Source organism: Larkinella arboricola (genome assembly GCF_003259745.1).
In the GTDB taxonomy this organism is placed as follows: domain Bacteria; phylum Bacteroidota; class Bacteroidia; order Cytophagales; family Spirosomataceae; genus Larkinella; species Larkinella arboricola.
Window position 1 is genome coordinate 148,731 of sequence record NZ_QLMC01000006.1, and the last position, 15,775, is coordinate 164,505.

Below are 15,775 nucleotides of genomic sequence, written 5' to 3' on the forward strand. Positions count from 1 at the left end.
TCCGATTTAAATTCCACTCAGGTACGATTAGAAGCCGTGAAAATACGACAAAAAGATAGGCTTTGTAAAGCCGGAATGCGGTTTTGTTTAGCCCCATCAACGATAAACGAGCGTCGACCGGCAATGGTACGAAAGCCCCTGCCGATCGACGACCCGCTGACTGTCAGCCCATTATTGACAACTAGAGACCTTGCAACCTTTTTAAATAGTATGTCAAAGAACCCAAATCAGCCGACCGACGACATAGCCCTTCTAAAAAATTGGCCGTTAGATATCGTTCCTGCCCTATAAAGAGCGGAAGAACCCAAAAGTAAACGTTTTACATCTGCGATTCACCTTTCGCGCATTCGCTCTTTCGCTCTTTAAAATCTACCACCACGCCTTAAAAAACCGGTATTCTTCCACACCCAGCAAATGCTTCTAAAGAACGGAAATTTTGGCTTCAAAAACTCATCGTCATACCGTCTACCGCTCTGGCCTATTTAAACCAAACGGATCCTATCGCCCTATTGTAAACCCTGTCACCGCTGGGCCTGGTGTATGGTTGTTTCTACTTACTGCCCTACATCTTGCTTTTATTAACTCTATGTGGGATTTTAAAAAAACAGAAACCAACTATCTTCTATCACTTTTCAAAATTTGTTAAACCGTCCTTGCTCTGCATAGCATTTCCATTAAATAACTGCTGATTGTCTGATCAATGGCTAATTTTCAACAGTGAATCAAGTTTTTACCCGCAATGAGTATGTTTAACCGTTTAAAAAGTTATGTTCAGCTAATTAAGTAAATTAGCTTATTTTGCTAGACTAATCTTTGAAGCCTAGCCAGTGTCATGTCTCATTTGCCAGCGTTACCGCCTGAAGGCCAGATTGAGCTATTCCTTGAAACATTCAGTTCATTACCGACATACGGTATTGGCCGAAAGCCGGAGAATGAAATCATTCTTTCAAACGGTAAGATTAGTGGGCAGCACGCTCGCCTGGTTCGCTGTTCGGCGTCCTGTTTTATGCTGGAAGATCTGACCAGCAAACACGGCACTTTTGTTAATGATGTACGGATTAGCCGGAAAGTGGTTGGGCTGGATGATAAAATACGCTTTGCTGATGCGGAATACACCGTAAAACAGCTACTTGGCCTTTTGGTGGACAAGCATCCCTCGTCCGTAGAAACCAGAAAAGTTCTGCCTGAACCGCACCGGGCAAGTAAAGCAAACGCAACGCTGGAATTTGCCCCTGAGTTTGCGGAATTACAACAGGTTTATGAACAGTATCCTAAACTCCGGCGGGACTGTCGAAACCGTGAAAAAATGATTCGGACAGGTAGCGTTATTCTATCCTCTCTGGTGGGGGTCAGCGCCGTATTGACAACGGGGGGTGGGGCCGTACCGTTTATCCAACTGATGTCGGGAGCAGGTCTAAGTATGTTAATTCCGACGTTGTGTTCAACCCTGCTGTCAACTGACGAAAAGCTGGAAATTATTGATAAAGAATACCGGGAAAAATACCGGTGTCCCAATCCCGCCTGCCGGGACCCCTTCGGAACGCGTGAGTGGGAGTTGCTTGCCCAGCAAAAAACGTGTCGGCGGTGTCAGGCGGTTTGGGTTAACTAAAAAAAACTGCACTTCATCATTCACCTTTTGCGAGGCACCTCTATACATAGGCATCAATAACTTTAAAGCCTTTAAACCATGGTAAACCCATCCGAACAGACAGACCTGCACACTGATGCATATCCGCTGCCCCAGGCAACTGACTCCGCCAAAAGTGATTCGCTAAGCAAAAAGAAGATCCTAGCGATATCCGCAGCCGCCATGCTATTGGGCGGTGGGGTTTATACGGTTGCTGACGAGATTCAGAAGCAACCCAACGCAGAGACGGATATAGAAAGGAATAATGCCGCAAGCGAACCTAAACCAAACCTGCCGGTTGAAATTAACGTAGCCGGAAAGGTGGCAGATACCCAGTCTTTTGATCAGGCATTCAGGTCAGCGCGTGAAGAGGTAGGCATAGGTGGTGTTTTCAACTGGCAGGGACGGTGGTACAATACGTTTGAGAAAGAAGAGTGGGGGAGTTTGTCACTCGGGCAGCGGCAGGAATTCACCGAAATGATTCGGGGTGAAAAGCTTCCGGTTAAGCCGTACATTCCGGCTACGGACCAAACGGAAACCGCAGAAGATCAGGCTATACCGGCGGAAACTGAGCCAACCATTATTGAGGGCTCGTTGAACGGCCAGCCGGTCATGGGGCTGGATTTTGATCAGGACGGTATCATTGACACGGTCGTGCTGGATGGGGGCGATGGACACATCTACCGCGTTGTGGATGCAACCGGTGATGCCGGTCTGGATACGGTTTATCAGTATAATTCCCTGGATGGAGAGGTGGTAAGCATGGTTCGTCTGGAGCAGCCTTTTATCCTGTCCAATGACGACTTTAGCGATTCTCTGGAAAACGCGATGGCTCAGGAAGTGGTCGATTCAATCCTCGAACCGGAGGCTCCCGCACCGGAAACTGCCCCGGATTTGCCAACCGAATTCGAGGGTGTGGGCGAAGACGAAACTACCTACCTGGCCAATTTGCAGGAACCGGAAGATGACACGTATGTTAATAACGGCGATGTGCGCGACATGGATGAGTAATGGGCATGAACGGTTTTAAAATAACGCTTATTAATTGTTTATCCTGTGGTCGGCGTATCATGGTCCGGGCTGCCGACGCCGAGCGTGGCACCATCCGGTGTTCGCACGTGGGTTGCGGGGCCGATAACCGTTTGCAAACGGCTTTTCACTACGACCAGGCCATCGTGCAGGGATTGCCCGGATTTGGCTCCCTGACCTATCTGGGACACCCGGAAGTAACGTACCCGCTGCAATTCGGCCCGAACGTGATCGGCACCTCCGAGTCGTGTACGGTACAGGTCGGGCGATTTATCCACGAGGGCCGTTGCTTCATCAGCCGTCGGCATTGTACACTAACCGTTACGTTTGACCAATGGAGTGGCCAGCTACGCTATCAGCTTCAGGATGGAGCCCCCGAACCGGACCAGCCGGAAATACGCTCTAGTCTGAACGGCACGTATCTGAATGGATCGCTACTACAGAAAACCGAACAGATTGATCTGAATCATGACGGAATTATAACGCTCGGGGGAGCAGATCGATTTCGGCTGACGCATTATTTCATACCGCCAGCCATGCTAACTACTTACAAAGTTGAACTTGCCTTTAACCCCGACCGGACCGAGTAACCTATGTACATTACCATAAATCGCCCCGTAGCTTTTTCGCACATTGGACAGCGGACCAGCAACCAGGATACCGTCTATCCGGCGGTAGAGGGGGCCGATGATTCATCACCGCTTTTTCTGGTCTGCGACGGAATGGGAGGAGCGGATAAAGGAGAAGTTGCCAGCCAGTTGCTTTGCCGGGAGATTGGAGCCTATGCCGAAACGGCCCATTTTCCTGTTTTTGATGGGGAGCATTTAAAGGCTGCCCTGGAGCAGGCATACGCGGCCTACTACGCGTATTTGAAGCAGCACCCATTTGTCAACCGTATGGGTTCGACGCTCGCCCTGTTGCAGTTTCATGAGCAGGGAGCAACGGTCGCGCATCTGGGCGACAGCCGGGTTTATCAGGTGCGCGGTGGAAAAATCATCTTCCAGACCAAAGACCACAAACAGGTCAATGACATGGTGGAAGCCGGCATCATCACCGCCGTGCAGGCGCAGACGCACCCCTGGCGAAACCGGCTTAGCCGGGCCGTGGTCGTCAATGCCGGGGAGGTGCCCAGACCGTCGGCGGTGCCCGAGCCGGAGTTAAGCGTGTTGACGGATGTGAGGGCCGGGGATTCTTTTTTTATGTGTACCGACGGCGTTTTAGAGCAAATTGATGACTATGCGCTGGAAGCCATTGTATCGGGACCCGTGCCGGATCAGGCCAAAATAGCGTCGTTACTGGCGCTGTGCCACGATAAAACAAAAGACAATTATTCGGGCTATTTAATCAGCGTTAAGAACGTACAACAAACCTCCCCGGTGCCTAAACCTGTTGCAGTCCCCTGATTATGCTAACACTTTGGTTACTTGGCTTTTGGTTAGGAATGATGCCTCCGCAACCCGCAGTTACCGGGCAGACGTACGCGGTTGTGGTCGGTATTTCCGATTATCAGGCACTTACGTACGCCAACGGAGATCTGCGGTACGCCGATAAAGACGCCCGGCAATTTATTCAATTTCTGCAAAGTCGCTGGGGAGGCCGGGTTGCCACCTCTCACATCCGGCTTTTGACAAACCGGCAGGCAACGTCAGCTAACATCTTTGAGGCACTTCGGCTGTTTCGAAAGGCCGATGCGGGCGACCGCGTGATCCTCTACTTTTCGGGCCACGGAATGCCGGATAGCTTAGTGCCTTATGATGCCCAGCCCGGCGATGATACGCGGTTGCTGACCTACCGGGCCATCAAAGCCGCTTTTCATGCATCGAAGGCATCCACCAAATTATGCATTACCGACGCCTGTTTGTCGGGCGGTATGACCCAGTCAACCCAATCGCAGACGCTGGCGGAGTCGATAGCCAGGGAGGGCGGTAAAACAGGTACCGTCGCGATGCTGCTGGCCAGCCGGTCGACAGAGAGCGCCGTTGAAACCGGGCGGCTGGCCGGTGGGGCTTTTACGCACTATTTGTTGAAGGGCCTGTATGGACAGGCCGATTTGAATCGTGACAAAATCGTAACCATTCGGGAATTGCATCGCTACGTGTCTCCGCAGGTGAAACAAATCACGCGGGGTAAACAGGCACCGGTGTTTTACGGCCGCTTTTCCGATGATCTGGCCTTATCGCACCTTTAAAAAATTAACAGGATTGATGCACACTAATTTCAGCTAATGGCCCAGACGTTTACGTCCTTTCAAGAGTTTAAACGACGGTATCCCATTCGGCCCAATGATCCAGGCGCATCATTGGGCAGTGGTTCGTATGGCCGTGTCATTAAAGTGGAAGATCAGCTTGAAACCGAATGGGTTGCCATTAAAATCAGTGAATTTAAAGGCAATGATTTAAAGTCACTCAAGGCGGAGGTAGAGCTGGCCAGACGCGTGCCCCGACAGGCTAATATTGCCCGTTACGATGCCTGTTACCGGCTGGAAACCGATACCAGCATCAGCGATTTTGCCATCATGAAATACTATCCGGATGGTAATCTGGCGGATTTGCTCCAGCGCGAAACCCTGACGCCTGCTCAACGGTATGACATCACGAAGGGTATTTTGCTGGGGTTGCAGCATTTACACCGCCATCGAATTGTTCACCGCGATTTCAAACCCGCCAACATTCTGATTTCCCGCGATAATGCCGGACGGTTTATTCCTAAAATTGCTGATTTTGGACTGAGTAAACTAGTCAGTGATGACGAGCTTGATGCCTCCGATTTTGATCTGAGCGACGGGCGGGGAACGCCATCGTACAAGGCCCCCGAGCAAATTGAAGGCAGTAAAGTCAGCTTTAACCTCGATTTGTGGGCCTTTGGCATTATTCTGTACGAAATGCTAACGGGCGAAAAGCCGTTTCGGTCCGAGTTGCGCAACGCCAGTGAGCAATCCATTCGGCGCGAAATCGAAAAGAAGATTGTCACGGTAGAGTTACCACCCCGGCTTGCCGAGATCAATGAACCCTACCAGACCATGATCCGGCGGTGTCTGGTACGGGATATTCACGCGCGGGTTCGCAAGGAGGAAGAACTGCTGGACCTGCTGGACCAGATTCCGCCATTGATGGAGGAGGCCGAAAAACTCGTCGAGCGGCAAGCCTACGAACAGGCAATGGCGCTGTATGAGAGGGTGCTGGCCAGGCGGGAAAATCATCCGGAAGCGGAAAAGAAAATAGCTCAGTGCAAAGCCGGCATTCAGCAGCAGCACATTACGCATCTGCTCCATGAAGCCGACCGTTTAGTGGCCTATCGGCAGATGGAGGGGGCTAAAGACCGCTATGAGCAGGTGTTGCAGCTTGATCCGGCGCAGGAAACCGCCGTTCGTGGACTGGCTTTCTGCATAGAACAGCTTCGTCCCAAAACCGTAGAGGCCGCAGCGGAATTGACGGATGTGTATGTGCCAGAAAGCACCGATCTTTTTGCCCCTCCGCCCGTTGCGCCCGAACCCGTTCCGACACCCAGGCTAAAAAAGCAGACGACACCCCCGAAACTCGTGGTCGCTCCGGCGGTTTCTCCGCGAAAAGCGGTGCCCAAAAAAGTAGTGTCACAACCGGTAGCCCAACCTTCAGGATGGCGCTTTCCGTGGCGATTTATTGCCCCGGCGACGGTATTGATAGGAGGGATGGTTTGGTATTTTACTCAGGAGCCCCCCGTCGATGGCCACCTTGTTCAGGGGCAAAAACCGTCCTCCGGATCGGTAAAAACAACTGCTGATGCTATGGAAGTGGTCAATACCGTAGGGGATACACCACCGGCAGAACGCACTGAGCCCGGTTCTTTTGTGGATACCAAAGCCGCTCATAGTAAGCGGGTTAATGTGGCTCTGGGAAAAGCGCGCCAAGCTTTTGAACAGAAAGATTACGAAACCGTCCTTATGCTGACAAACAGCGCCCTTCTACTGGACCCGACCCGCCAGGACGTAATGGACCTGCGGAATGCCGCCGAGCAGGAAAGCAAAAAAAGTGAGAAAAATCCAGCGGGGAATAATACCCAACAAACGCCCGATGTTGCAGCTAACCCAATCGAACCTTCGGAGGATGATAAGCGTCTAAAGGCACAGAAGGAATTTCAGGACCGGTATGAACTGCTGATGGAGGAAGGCACCAAAGCAATTGGCAGTAATAACAAAGCCAGGGCAGCAGCGACCTTTACCAATGCCCAGACACTGGCCAGAGAACACGATCTGAATACCGTCAAAGCCGATGCGGCCTATGCCGATTGTATGCGTCGGGGTCAAAGCTATTTCAATCGGGACGAATTTGAAGGTGCGAAAGACTGGTTTCTGGTGGCACAAGCCTTAAAGGATACGGAGGAGGTTCGCCGAAAAATTAAACAATGTTCTAACTAGGATCTAATTCGATGAGTAAACCATTACGTCTGTTTATTCTTTGCCTTCTGCTGACTCAAGGGCTGTCCGCCAGCCCGGTGCTGGCCCGAACCCATAGCGTCGTCCAGCTGGTCGATGAGGAGTATGATCGGTACAAAAAGAGAGGGGATGATTTCTTTAAAGAAGGCAAATATCAGGATGCCCGTCGGCAATACCAGAATTGCCTTGAAGTACCCGGCTTCGAAAACGACGCCTACGCCAAAAAACGGATTGAAGAATGCAACACAGGGCTGACCTTACGCCAGAAAGTGGAGGATGCCACCCGGCAGGGGCAGAGTAGTCAGGCGGTTGATTTGTTACACCAACTGCTTCACCTGAATCCCGAGGATGCGATTACGATGGGGCAACTGGCCGACCACTACGAGCGCGAAGCGAATAAGCTGTTTAACCAAAAACGCTACCAGGAAGCCCGGCAGAATTATACAGAAGCCATCCAGTTTGCCAACGCGACCAAAAAGGAAACCCTGCAAATCCAGATTCAGAACATTGAAAGGATTCTAACACCAAAACCCACCAAACGAATTGGTCTAAAGGTAGCTACCGGGGTGGTGGCCGTTGGCGCGGGGGCTTTTGCGCTGCTGCTACGGAATGACTATCAATCGAAACTGAGCGCCCTGAATCAGATCAGTCAGAAAGCCGATCCCAACGGTACGGGCATCATCGACAACCGTGATTTATACCGTCAATATGAGGATGCCTATAAAGCCGCTGAAGCCGCTAAACAGAAGAACGGCTTGTTTACGGCCTGTGTTGGAGTAGCCGCCGTGGCTACCTTGGCCGAAGTGTATTTGCTGGTGCGGAAACCCCGGCCCCGCCCTTCGGCATTTCGCTGGCAACCGGCTTCGCAATCCTGGGGTCTGGCCGTTCGGTATTCATTCTGATTACTTTTATCATCTGATCTGATGAAATCTATTTCTACCTTTTTAGTAAGTAGTCTATTGGTGTGCCTCCTGGGAGGTGTTTTTCTGAGCTGCGAAACCTGGGAACTGCCCGGCCGCAAAACGCAACGCAACTGTGTGAAACCGGCGGGTAGCCTCAACGCCCAGATTCAACAGAAAAAAGTTGATTTTTCCATTTCCAATAGTGCCGGAACCATCGACAAGGTTACCTGGGATTTTGGTAACGGCAGCACGACGGTTACCACGGGCCTGACCGTGAGCTATACGTATCCGGAAGCGGGTAGTTTTTCGGTTAAAGCCACACTCTCAAATACCTGCGATAATGAAACCATCCTGTCGCGCACGGTGGAGATTATTGAAGAAGTAAAACCAGCGCTGAGTCTGCAACCTGCCTCTGTAGGCGTGACCAACGCCAGTGTGAGTTTTGTGATTAATCATCCCGGCAATCCGGCTGCGGTTGAATACGGTATTTGCTATTCATCAGGTAATCCCACGCCTGAGGTGGGTAATGACTCCGTTATTCGGGCGGCAAATCCAACGGTGGGCAGTACACTAACCGTCCAACTAACGGGTTTAACGGCCAACACGAAATACTATTGCCGGGCCTACGCCAAATTACCGTCCGGCGAAGTTGTGTACAGCGCGACAACCGAGTCTTTCACAACGCAGATCGACACACTCGCGCAGGATTTGATTGCCGCCATATCCTTCACCGAGGGGTCCCAGTCGGATGCCAGTGGGAACAACAACCATGTCACGCTGGTTGGTAACCCAGAATTTGTGCAAGACCGTAAAGGAAAAGCCAACTCCGCGATTCAGCTGGATGGTCAGAACGACTACTTTTATATGAACGAGAACAGCACCTTACGCCCTCAGTCGCTCTCGGTTAGCATCTGGATCAAGCCCATCACGGTCAACCGTAGTATGCAGATTTATAATAAGTCGCGCTTTAGTGACGGTGCTTTTGAAATGTACAGCTCCCTGATCCGGCCCAATACTGGAGCGCCGGACATTGTTATCAACACCGATATCAAGCAGAACAGCAACTGCCAGGGCGGCATCGGCTGGCAAACCTTTACGTTTACGAGCAGTATTCCGCTCAATACGTGGCACCATGTGGTGATGGTCTACAGTGGAAATTCCGCCCAGATGTATTTCGATGGTGCGCCCCTTTATACCAAAGCCACGTTACCAAAAAATACCATTGATGAATGTCCGGGTGGGGAGTTAAAATTTGGCGCCCAATCCGCCCAGTTCCCCAATTACTTTTATGGTTCGCTGGATGACATTCGCATTTACCGTAAAGCACTAACAGCCAGCGAGGTTCAGGCGTTGTATAACCAATAAACAATACCGTTACTGAATCTTCCTGAGCACCCGCTGCGCCAGCGATTGATAAGGGTGAGTCCGATCCGCACTGATTTGTTTCAGTAGGGGTAAGGCTCGCTCTTTTTGATTGTTCTTGACGTAGGCCAGGGCTAAAAACCACTCGGCTTTGCGGTGCAGTTCGTTCGAGGAGGTTTGCCGGGCTTTTACCAGCAGCGGAATGGCCTGGGCCGCCTGCTTATTGGCCAGATAACTCAACCCCAGCAAATAGTTTTTATACGCTACGGTTTTTTTATCGGCGGGCAAGACCTTTAATTGCTCGATAACCCGGTCGTACCGGCCCGCTTTGTAATTAGTTAATGCGTCCAGAAAGGTTGTCCGTGTTTGGGCGGAAACCTGATCAGTGGGGAAACTTTTCAGTAAGTCGTCGTTTGCATTGGCCGTCACGGTTTCGGTGAGGGCAAGGTCCGCCTGCCGACTGGCGGTTTGCTCGTAAGCGTAGTAGCCAATTCCCAGGACCACCACCACCGACGCAGCCGCAGCCCAGTAGGGCCAGCGGAGGAGAGGACGCACCGGGGCCGGTTGTTCAGCCGTTGGTTTACTGGCGGATAAAGAAGCTTTATAGGCGGTTCGGGTCTGCTCAAGCCGTTGCTGAATGCCCAATGCCCGAAGGCCCAGCCGGAGCTCCCGCTGGCGATCTACTTCCGCCGACAAGTCTGCATCGGTTTGAATATCGTTTTCGAACGAAGCCCGATCCATCGCCGACAATTCGTTGTTTAAATAGGCTTCAATTAACTCAAATTGGTTTTCCGACAGTTTCATAACCCTTCCTTCTTGGCGGTTTGCAGGTACAGTTCTTTCAGCCGCTCCGCGCACTGATACCGTTTCGATTTAACGGATTCTTCTTTCATTCCCAGCCGCTGGGCAATGTCCCGTAAAGACAGTTCTTCGACATAAAACCACTCCAGCAGGTTCCGGCAGACATCTTTTAGCTGGTGCAACGACTTCTGTACGGCGCTGACAATGGTCATTCGTTCCAGATCCTTCTCCACATCGCCCGTATCGACAGCATCAATCCGGGTGGGCATGGGAGCATGGTGCCGAAGCCGGGCGGAATTCAGTTCCGTCAGCCAGACCCGTTTGCAATATTCAAAGGCTACCGTTGTAATACGCGCACTCGCCTGGAGCTGGTATTTGCCGATTTCAAGGTTCAGCAGAAAATTCATCAGCCCTTTCTGAAACGCATCTTCGGCATCCATTTCTGTCCCATTGTTGGTAAGTACCCAGTTCCGGAAAGACGGAAATACCGTCGAATATAAAAATTGATACGCCCGTTCTTCGCGCCGAAGAAGGGCCTGGTAAAAATCTTGGTCGGTTTCGTAAACCGGCAGCGGTCGGATTGCCATAAAAAAGAGATACAGACGAAGATAAAACCCGACTCCCTGCCAATCTACGAACCAACGGTTATTTGATTAATCGGCAAAGGCATGAAAAGGTAATCGGTGGATCGGCAAATAAATTGATAAAAAGTAAATCCCTTTCCATTCACCTATTCCGTGTGCCCCCGATATACTTCCAAAATCGGTTCAAAAACCACTTCGTAGCCACTACCTGTAAAATAACTACCTCATGGATGTCTCATCAAAGTATTTTGCGCTGCTCAGAAACCCCGGTCCCGATACCCTCAGGCATGTCTGGCGATTTTGGCTCGACATCCGCCGGGTTGGTAAGGTACGCGAGCTTTTCTCGTTTATCCTGTGGGAAATCACCCACCGGCTTTATCTCTACCAGTTTACCAATCGCTATATCCGCTTTACCCAGCACCCCGGTTTGCTGATCGACCACCCGCATACAACGTCAGACCAGATGCTGACCAGTTCCTTCTTACGGGAAAATGGCCTGTGCTTCCGGCCCATAGCCATTGACTGGAAGTTTTGTCTGCAAACCACCGACGGCCTGCGGTGGGGCAGCCGCTTTTCCGAGCCGAACGCTTTGTATTGCAGTGATGAACAGAGCCAGTCGGCAACGCTTGTGCATGAGTTTGAGCACCCGATCACCTCGCTTTTTATCAGTCGGCAGAATGCGCTGTTCGTCTGCTCCAACGGTATTGTTTACAAAAGCGATCACCAGCGTGTTGCCTTCAAACCGGTTTTGCCGTTTTCGTCCTCCATCAGCTACTTTTTGTTCAACAACGGCATGACCGAACTGCCCGATGGCACGCTCCTGATCGGGGAGTACGGATCAATCTGGCAAGGGCAAACCTGGCAGAACCTGGCCTTTTTATACTTCTCGACCGATGGCGGTGATCGCTGGGAGATGTCGGATTTTCTGATCCGGCAGGGTGTCAACAAACACATTCATCTAGTCAAATACTCGTCGGTGTTGAAAGCTATTCTGCTGACCGATGGCGATAATAAAAAGCAGTTATGGATCAACCGCGCACTGGCTGACCTTACCCAAAAGACGGCTTCCCCAAAAACCGGCTGGCGTTTGCTGACCCGGTATCATCACCAGACGGGTGGTTATACGGCCATGGCAGAAACAGGCGAAGGGGTGTTATTCGGCAGTGATTATTTGGGCGGAACCAATTTTATCGTCCAGACGCACGACGGCAAACGGCTGGAAAAGCGGGTGTTGCCTGACCCATACCGGCGTAGTCCGGTGATGAACATGGTTTGCCGCCAATCGCCGTCCGGGACCGAAATTTGGGCGGCTTCCTACAGTTGCCTCTCGGAAAAGGCCCGGAGCTTAATCATGTGTACGCAGGATGGGGGCAAGACCTGGAACCGGGTGCTGGAATTTGACGGCACCAAACAGCAGGTACGGTTGGTAAACGCTCCGGCGGATGGTTCGGGGGAACTCCTCATTTCGGTTACCGATTTCGGCAGTAATCCGAACGGCCAGCGCCACCGGGTTTACAGATTAGAACCGTCCCTCAATCATTAATTAATCCCAAGCACGTAGTAATTATTTACGCATCTTATTTAACCTCAATCTATTATGTTTCGATCGATTACTTTCTTTATTCTATTGTCAGTTAGTTTATTTTTAGGCGGTTGCTTAAACGACCATCCTGGTCCGCAGGATTCCGGCGGCTGGCGAACCTTAGCTGAACTGCCCGGGTCCACACCGTTTTTTCTCGTCAATCTTCAGGGTAATCTCTACGCTGGAACCGGTACCAGGGATAGTCAGTACCCCCTTCTTCTGACCAAGCTCTGGCAGTATGATGCTGCGATGAATGTCTGGAAACCGAAAAAGGATTTTCCCGGTAAATTAACCGATGGACTCAGTTGCTTCACCGTAAACAATAAAGTATACGTTGGCTTATCAACAACCGGTGAGACCGCTCCCAACTCCAGTTTTGGTCAGGAAGTTTATTCCAGGAATTTTTATGAATATGACCCGGTTACAGATAGCTGGCAAACCATTGAGTCGCCACCAAGTTACGATTTTTTAGCCTATACCCGTTTTGGTGCCGGAGCGACTTCGTTCCATTACAATCAGAAAGGAATTGTCTTATGGGGACTGTATCGATCTGGTAGCCAGCACTATCGGTTTAACGTTGGAGGGGCACTTTATGACGCGGCAAAAGGGTGGAATCCCGTCAGTATAACGATTCCGGATCTTCCGCCACTTCCCCAGATTCATGACGAACAAATGCAAAAGCAACTGATGACCAGCCGGGTTGTTCGTCAGAGAGGCTTCGGATTTGCGATTAATAACCGGATTTATACGGGAGGGGGTGATACCCGCCATTCGTCTATCGGTGAACCCTTTTCCGGGTATGAGGACGTTCGTAAAGAGGTTTTGTCCCGCGAGTTCTTCGAATTTAATGTCACGGAAAAACCGGACAGTCTGGCCATGGTTGTCAGCAAAACCCTTAGAACCCCTTCCCCAGACTACAATTTAATGTTAGCACGTTATGCTTTCGCTCTGGACCAGACGGGTTATATCATTATGAATAACGGCCAGTTGGTCAGTTTCACGCCCGCTACGAACCAGTGGCAGAAATTTGATGCCCTTTCTGATGCCCTTTCCAGCCCGTTGGTGTTAGGGACCGACCTGAACGGGAAAGCCTATTTTATCAATCAGGCTCATCAATTACTGGAATATACACCCAATTGATTAAAGTAGTACGTTTATCAAATCAAAAAGCCATTCAAAGTGGTTGGTGTAGTTATAACGGCACCGACCACTTATTTTTTGCGAAAACTACCGGCCATCAGGAAGCCATCCGTTGCCGGAAGTAGATAGTTTTCAGAAAAGCCCTTTAATTAGCAGGCACGGGCTGACTTACCGGGCCTGCTTAACTTTCAGGGTAATTTAGCGTAACGATATGACAGGATTAAACAGGTTTTTACTTTCGTCCGTTTGCGTTCTATGTCTGGCGATGCCGTCCCTGGCCCAGCAGAAATATGAACGGGAATACACGATTAAACCCAGTGCGGTTCCGGAAAAGGCATCCAAGTTTATTCGGGATGTTTTTAAAGGAGCCAAAATTCACTGGTACGGGGAGGAAAGCCTGAAGCAAAAAACAATAGAAGCCAAATTCAAGGTAGCCGGGAAACGGTACAGCATTGAGTTTGACCCCTCCGGCGAGGTTCAGGACGTGGAGATTAGAAGTAGCTTTAATGCCATTCCCTCCGAAACCCGGGCAGTTCTGACGAAACGGTTAAACCGGGAATTTGATAAGTTCAAAGTGGTAAAAACGCAAATTCAGTGGAAGGCCGATAAAAGCATCTTACAGCAGGCACTTGTAGCCGAAACCGCCCCTAAGTCGGTACAAGTCCGCTATGAATTAATCCTGAAGGCCAGCAAAAAACGGATTACCAACTACTATGAAGTACTTTGTGAGAAGAGTGGTGAGGTGGTGAGTATTCATGAGATTATACAACGTAATACTGACAACCTGATTTACTAAATGTATCCGGCTCTAATTGCTTTCTGCCTTTTGTTTCTGGGACTCATTCCCGCCTTTTCTCAACACAAGTACATGAGGGGTACGCTTACTCAACTGAATGTTACTTTGCCGGTTGCCAAAAAGTTTAAACTCAATACGAAACTGGAATCACGGCAAATCTTTGCTGAAAAAGAGCTGAACGAAGTGGCAACCAATCAATTCCGGTATGAGCGTACGGATCTGGCCCTGGTTCTTACCCGGAAACTAACTGTTAATACGACCCTGGGCGGTGGCTACCTGCTCCGGTTGGAAGACCGTGAATTTACCCATCGACTCATCCAGCAATTTAATTATGTTAATGCGCTTGACATGATTATACTGGCTCATCGTGTGGTGACCGACGAGACATTCCAGCCCGGCAAACCTGCCGAAGTCCGGCTTCGGTACCGGCTGGGAATGGAAAAAGCCCTGAATGGAAGACAGATCGACCCCAAAGAGATGTATGTAAAATTTAATAATGAATACCTGGGCATCTGGTCCAACGCTACCACCGACCTGGAGATTCGGGCCGCTTTGGCTCTGGGATATAACTCGGCGGATACCAATAAGATTGAACTGGGTCTGGAATACCGTGTCAATGAATTTAATCAATCCGAAAAAGCACACCAGCTTTGGGCAACCATCGGTTTGTTTGTTAGCATCTGAACCGCAATGAGAGGTAAACGCTTCCGGGGTACCCTGCTTATTCTTTTCGACAAAGCCGTAAATCCGCTGCAACTAATTTCAACAAATTATGTACAAAAACATACTATATTTGTTGTGAGTTAAACAGGGCGGGTCGACTGCTTTATCACAGGCAACGCAACCATGAACTACCATTTTCTCAAGCAGCTACTCGATTACGCAGAAAACTTTGAACGGGATGTGTCAGCGCCCGAGCAGCAGACGGTAGCCAGTTTTGCAACCTGGCTGCTTAACCAGGCTGCACAACCCGTCCACAATACACAACAGGAAGGGGCGTTTGGGCAGGTGTTACCCGATACGCTTATCAGTATCATGGTTTCGTATCTGTATCGCTACGCCCGGCTATACAGCAAAAAAGTCATTGACGCTTCACCCCTGACAACGCTCGACGACTTCACCTACCTGGTTATCCTTCTGAGAAAGGGCGATTTACCGACAAAAACTGATTTAATTGAGCGGAATATCCACGAAAAAACCACCGGCACCGAAGTTCTCCGCCGACTGCTGGCCCACGGTCTGATTGAGCAGTTCGACGATCCGAACGACCGCCGGTCCAAGCGGCTCAAACTGACCGACCGGGGCCGGGCTGTAATGCTTGACCTTATGCCGCGCATGAGCCAGGTCGCTACACTGGTAGGCGGTAACCTGACGGACACCGAGAAGACTCAACTGGTTTACCTGCTGACGAAACTGCATCAATTCCACAATCCCATTTTCCTCGACGAGCGCAATGAGCCCATCGAAAAACTACTGGAGCATGTGACCCCAAAAAAATAGTACGATATCGTACAACTTTTTTTATGCGCTCGTGTTAATGG

General features: G+C 50.4%; 16 protein-coding genes. 14 read left to right on the plus strand and 2 right to left on the minus strand.

From position 1 onward, the window contains the following. The 9 genes from LX87_RS29010 to LX87_RS22890 form a co-directional block, all read left to right on the plus strand. Window positions 1-291 (plus strand): hypothetical protein (locus tag LX87_RS29010; RefSeq protein ID WP_211325358.1); only part of this gene is annotated, 291 nt, incomplete at its 5' end. Window positions 292-832: 541 nt separating this feature from the next. Next, complete coding sequence (locus LX87_RS22855) at window positions 833-1,609, plus strand: FHA domain-containing protein (RefSeq protein WP_111630623.1); 777 nt, start codon at window positions 833-835, stop codon at window positions 1,607-1,609. A 78-nt stretch (window positions 1,610-1,687) separates the two neighbouring features. Beyond that, window positions 1,688-2,638 carry a hypothetical protein gene (locus LX87_RS22860; RefSeq protein WP_111630624.1) on the plus strand — a complete coding sequence of 317 codons (951 nt, stop codon included), beginning with the start codon at window positions 1,688-1,690 and terminating at the stop codon, window positions 2,636-2,638. Between the two features lie 59 nt (window positions 2,639-2,697). Beyond that, window positions 2,698-3,246 (plus strand): FHA domain-containing protein, encoded by a 549-nt coding sequence (locus tag LX87_RS22865; RefSeq protein ID WP_229310782.1) that lies wholly within the window; start codon window positions 2,698-2,700, stop codon window positions 3,244-3,246. 3 nt (window positions 3,247-3,249) lie between these two features. Then, the gene (locus LX87_RS22870; protein ID WP_111630625.1) at window positions 3,250-4,059 is read left to right on the plus strand and encodes a PP2C family protein-serine/threonine phosphatase; all 810 of its coding nucleotides are present in this window, start codon (window positions 3,250-3,252) and stop codon (window positions 4,057-4,059) included. Window positions 4,060-4,097: 38 nt separating this feature from the next. Next, window positions 4,098-4,844, plus strand: coding sequence for a caspase family protein (locus tag LX87_RS22875; RefSeq protein WP_229310783.1), 747 nt, complete (start codon window positions 4,098-4,100; stop codon window positions 4,842-4,844). Between the two features lie 36 nt (window positions 4,845-4,880). Continuing rightward, a complete protein-coding gene (locus LX87_RS22880) occupies window positions 4,881-7,049 on the plus strand; it encodes a serine/threonine-protein kinase (protein WP_111630627.1) in 2,169 nt (722 codons plus the stop codon). A gap of 11 nt (window positions 7,050-7,060) precedes the next feature. Then, window positions 7,061-7,969: a tetratricopeptide repeat protein gene (locus LX87_RS22885; RefSeq protein WP_111630628.1), complete on the plus strand. Its 909-nt coding sequence runs from the start codon at window positions 7,061-7,063 to the stop codon at window positions 7,967-7,969. Window positions 7,970-7,990: 21 nt separating this feature from the next. Next, window positions 7,991-9,334: a LamG-like jellyroll fold domain-containing protein gene (locus LX87_RS22890; protein WP_111630629.1), complete on the plus strand. Its 1,344-nt coding sequence runs from the start codon at window positions 7,991-7,993 to the stop codon at window positions 9,332-9,334. A gap of 9 nt (window positions 9,335-9,343) precedes the next feature. Here the strand turns inward: LX87_RS22890 and LX87_RS22895 are convergent, their stop codons facing one another. Both LX87_RS22895 and LX87_RS22900 read right to left on the minus strand, forming a co-directional pair. After that, window positions 9,344-10,135, minus strand: a complete 792-nt coding sequence (locus LX87_RS22895; protein WP_111630630.1) for a tetratricopeptide repeat protein — start codon at window positions 10,133-10,135, stop codon at window positions 9,344-9,346. Next, entirely contained in the window at window positions 10,132-10,719 is a 588-nt protein-coding gene (locus LX87_RS22900) for an RNA polymerase sigma factor (protein ID WP_111630631.1), read from the minus strand. The genes LX87_RS22895 and LX87_RS22900 overlap by 4 nt, the downstream gene beginning before the upstream one ends. 223 nt (window positions 10,720-10,942) lie before the next feature. On the opposite strand from LX87_RS22900, the gene LX87_RS22905 reads away from it, so the two are divergent. The 5 genes from LX87_RS22905 (at window position 10,943) to LX87_RS22925 (ending at window position 15,734) form a co-directional block, all read left to right on the plus strand. Beyond that, entirely contained in the window at window positions 10,943-12,259 is a 1,317-nt protein-coding gene (locus tag LX87_RS22905) for an exo-alpha-sialidase (protein ID WP_111630632.1), read from the plus strand. A 54-nt stretch (window positions 12,260-12,313) separates the two neighbouring features. Further along, a complete protein-coding gene (locus tag LX87_RS22910) occupies window positions 12,314-13,438 on the plus strand; it encodes a Kelch repeat-containing protein (RefSeq protein ID WP_111630633.1) in 1,125 nt (374 codons plus the stop codon). A 211-nt stretch (window positions 13,439-13,649) separates the two neighbouring features. Next, the gene (locus LX87_RS22915) at window positions 13,650-14,234 is read left to right on the plus strand and encodes a hypothetical protein (protein WP_170139432.1); all 585 of its coding nucleotides are present in this window, start codon (window positions 13,650-13,652) and stop codon (window positions 14,232-14,234) included. A gap of 72 nt (window positions 14,235-14,306) precedes the next feature. Continuing rightward, window positions 14,307-14,918 carry a DUF2490 domain-containing protein gene (locus LX87_RS22920; protein WP_170139433.1) on the plus strand — a complete coding sequence of 204 codons (612 nt, stop codon included), beginning with the start codon at window positions 14,307-14,309 and terminating at the stop codon, window positions 14,916-14,918. A gap of 162 nt (window positions 14,919-15,080) precedes the next feature. Then, entirely contained in the window at window positions 15,081-15,734 is a 654-nt protein-coding gene (locus LX87_RS22925) for a MarR family winged helix-turn-helix transcriptional regulator (protein WP_111630636.1), read from the plus strand. Window positions 15,735-15,775 lie beyond the last annotated feature (41 nt).

Bases quoted from the DNA above. Each gene is read 5' to 3' on its own strand.
- LX87_RS22855 (WP_111630623.1), top strand. From the start codon at position 833: ATGTCTCATTTGCCAGCGTTACCGCCTGAAGGCCAGATTGAGCTATTC.
- LX87_RS22860 (WP_111630624.1), top strand. From the start codon at position 1,688: ATGGTAAACCCATCCGAACAGACAGACCTGCACACTGATGCATATCCG.
- LX87_RS22865 (WP_229310782.1), top strand. From the start codon at position 2,698: ATGGTCCGGGCTGCCGACGCCGAGCGTGGCACCATCCGGTGTTCGCAC.
- LX87_RS22870 (WP_111630625.1), top strand. From the start codon at position 3,250: ATGTACATTACCATAAATCGCCCCGTAGCTTTTTCGCACATTGGACAG.
- LX87_RS22875 (WP_229310783.1), top strand. From the start codon at position 4,098: ATGATGCCTCCGCAACCCGCAGTTACCGGGCAGACGTACGCGGTTGTG.
- LX87_RS22880 (WP_111630627.1), top strand. From the start codon at position 4,881: ATGGCCCAGACGTTTACGTCCTTTCAAGAGTTTAAACGACGGTATCCC.
- LX87_RS22885 (WP_111630628.1), top strand. From the start codon at position 7,061: ATGAGTAAACCATTACGTCTGTTTATTCTTTGCCTTCTGCTGACTCAA.
- LX87_RS22890 (WP_111630629.1), top strand. From the start codon at position 7,991: ATGAAATCTATTTCTACCTTTTTAGTAAGTAGTCTATTGGTGTGCCTC.
- LX87_RS22895 (WP_111630630.1), bottom strand. From the start codon at position 10,135: ATGAAACTGTCGGAAAACCAATTTGAGTTAATTGAAGCCTATTTAAAC.
- LX87_RS22900 (WP_111630631.1), bottom strand. From the start codon at position 10,719: ATGGCAATCCGACCGCTGCCGGTTTACGAAACCGACCAAGATTTTTAC.
- LX87_RS22905 (WP_111630632.1), top strand. From the start codon at position 10,943: ATGGATGTCTCATCAAAGTATTTTGCGCTGCTCAGAAACCCCGGTCCC.
- LX87_RS22910 (WP_111630633.1), top strand. From the start codon at position 12,314: ATGTTTCGATCGATTACTTTCTTTATTCTATTGTCAGTTAGTTTATTT.
- LX87_RS22915 (WP_170139432.1), top strand. From the start codon at position 13,650: ATGACAGGATTAAACAGGTTTTTACTTTCGTCCGTTTGCGTTCTATGT.
- LX87_RS22920 (WP_170139433.1), top strand. From the start codon at position 14,307: ATGAGGGGTACGCTTACTCAACTGAATGTTACTTTGCCGGTTGCCAAA.
- LX87_RS22925 (WP_111630636.1), top strand. From the start codon at position 15,081: ATGAACTACCATTTTCTCAAGCAGCTACTCGATTACGCAGAAAACTTT.